At 74.8% G+C, this 2169-nt stretch carries 3 protein-coding genes; all 3 read left to right on the top strand.

Annotated features, from left to right (window positions below; all coding sequences use genetic code 11):
- A partial coding sequence (locus tag AB0I76_RS28280) for a hypothetical protein (protein WP_357041695.1) occupies window positions 1-260 on the top strand: 260 nt, incomplete at its 5' end.
- Complete coding sequence (locus AB0I76_RS28275; RefSeq protein ID WP_357041692.1) at window positions 257-1951, top strand: hypothetical protein; 1695 nt, start codon at window positions 257-259, stop codon at window positions 1949-1951. The genes AB0I76_RS28280 and AB0I76_RS28275, both read left to right, overlap by 4 nt.
- 9 nt (window positions 1952-1960) lie before the next feature.
- The coding region (locus tag AB0I76_RS28270; RefSeq protein ID WP_357041689.1) for a hypothetical protein at window positions 1961-2169 on the top strand (209 nt) is incomplete at its 3' end.

The following is a 2169-nucleotide window of genomic DNA, read 5'->3' as shown; positions in this document are numbered from 1 at the left end:
ACCGAGATCCCGACGATCGCGATGAGGATGAACTCGATGTTCGCCTTGACGAACGTGCCGCCGCGACCGCCGTCGCCGTTCTGCTGCTGAAGCTGCTCGTCTCCGACGCCGCCCTCGACTCCTCGGGATACCTGCGTTCCCTGCTGGCCGGCGGGATGTACGCCGGTGCCGTGCTGGGCGCTCCGCTGGCACTGGTGGCGGCGCTGCGACCGACGACATCCACGGGCGGCGACGCCCCCACGATCGGAGACGGGACGTGAGCGCGATGCCGCAGCAGAGCGTGGCGCCGGAGCAGGGCACGCTCGGGCGGTCGCGGGCGGTCAGCGAGGCCACCCGCTACCTGTCCGCGGCCGCGTACACCGACGAGGCCTTCGCCGAGCGGGCGCTGGCCGCGGTGCTCGACGACGACCTGCGCGCGGTCGCCCCGTCGGTGGGTTTCGACGCCGCGTCGGTGCTCCGCCAGTGCCTTCGCGCTCGGCGACGCCGGCGGCGGCGGGACGTTTGGCTGCTGATCGCCGGTGGCGCCGCGGTGGTGCTCTCGCCGCTGTGGACGCTGCTGGCCGGCGCGGCGATGATGCTGGGCACGAGGCTGACCCCGTTCCGGCCGACCCGGTACGGCCCGCTCGGGCCGCTGGCGGCGTTGGTGTCGACGGCGCTGATCTCGGTGCTGCTGCTGGTTCAGCTGCAGGGTGCCGCGACCGGCGACGGGGAGACCGGTCTGCCCGGGTGGCTGGTCGGCCGGCCGGTGCTGGCCCTGCCGTTCGGCGTGGTGGGGTACGTGGTGGTCGTGGCGCACCTGTGGGGCACCCGGCGGCTGCTGGTCGGCCGGTTGCGCCGTGGCCGGTTCCGCGCGCCCGACGCGTCCCACGACGGCCGGTACGCGGCCCGCCTGGCCGCGGTCGAGGAGGCCCAGCGGGGCAACGTGACCGTGTACAGCGGATACGTGCCCTTCGTCGGGCACGGCACCCCGGTCGCCGGCTGGTCGTTCGCGCTTCCCCTGGTGCCGGCCGGGCACGGCGCGCTCCTGTCCGGCGTGGCAGCGCGTACCGGCACGTCGGGGCAGCCGGCGCCGTTCGCGGTGCTGGACCTGATCGACCACGTGCGGTCCCGCCTGGCGGCGGTCGGGCTCGACGGACCGGACTCAGACCGGCTGCCGGAGCTGCTGCTGGAGGACCGGATCTTCGTGGGCGGGCGGCTGCTGACCGACGACGCGCGGCTGCTGCCCGACCGGGAGCGGATGCCCCGACAGTGCTGGACCGACGACGAGGTACGCCAGGTGGCGGGCCGCCCGCAGGGCGCGGCCCGGCACTACCTGTGCGCCCTGGTGCCGTCCTGGGGCGCGGAGGTGGTGGCCGGCACCTTTCTGCACTTCTCCACCGACGGCCGGGTCCTCTACCTCGAGTGCGCCCGCACGCTGCTGGAACCGCCGCGCTGGGCGTACCACGACGTGGACCGGCTGACGGAGTGGGTCCCGGCCAGCCAGGGCGCGCAACTGCTGGCCACCGGTGCGGAGATGCTGCTGCGCACGGCGGCGGGCGCGCCGCTGCGGCTGATCGCCGACGCCACCCGTGTCCTGCGGTACGACCGGCGGCGGGCGCGGGCGAGGCGGCTGGCCCGGGAGGACCTGGGCCACGACTACGGTGCCCGGGTCGGGGTGCGGGAACTGGCGACCGGCAGCGGCTACCACAACTACTTCCAGGTGCTGGACGCCGCCAAGCACCTGAAGGTCGTCGAGCGGCACGTGCTGGCCGCCATCGTGGACTTCCTGGACGAGCGCGGGGTGGACACCGCCGAGTTCCGCTCGCGGCAGACGATGATCCTGAACCAGGGTGTCATCCAGACCGGTGGGCTCAGTGTCGTGGGCAACCAGGCGGTGGGTGCGGGGGCGCATGCGGAGCAGCGCGGCGAACCGGTGCCGGCGCCACGAGGCGGCCGGTCCGGCGCGGAGTGAGGGAGCGGCATGTCCGAGATCAACTATGGGATCCAGCAGACCGGTGGAACCAGCCAGGTCGGCAACCAGGCGGTCGGTCCCGGGGCGTACGCCGTCGGGGGCGGCCTGCACGCGACGGCACCGCCGGCGGTCGACGTGGCCGCCCTGGTGCGGCAGTTGGTGGAGGTCGTCGAGCGGCATCGGGCCGAGCTGCCGGGGCCGGCCGTGGCGGTCGCGGC

Origin of the sequence: Micromonospora sp. NPDC049799, from assembly GCF_040656655.1 — a bacterium.
Taxonomy (GTDB): Bacteria; Actinomycetota; Actinomycetes; order Mycobacteriales; family Micromonosporaceae; genus Micromonospora.
This window is presented reverse-complemented; position numbering and strand designations above follow the sequence as displayed.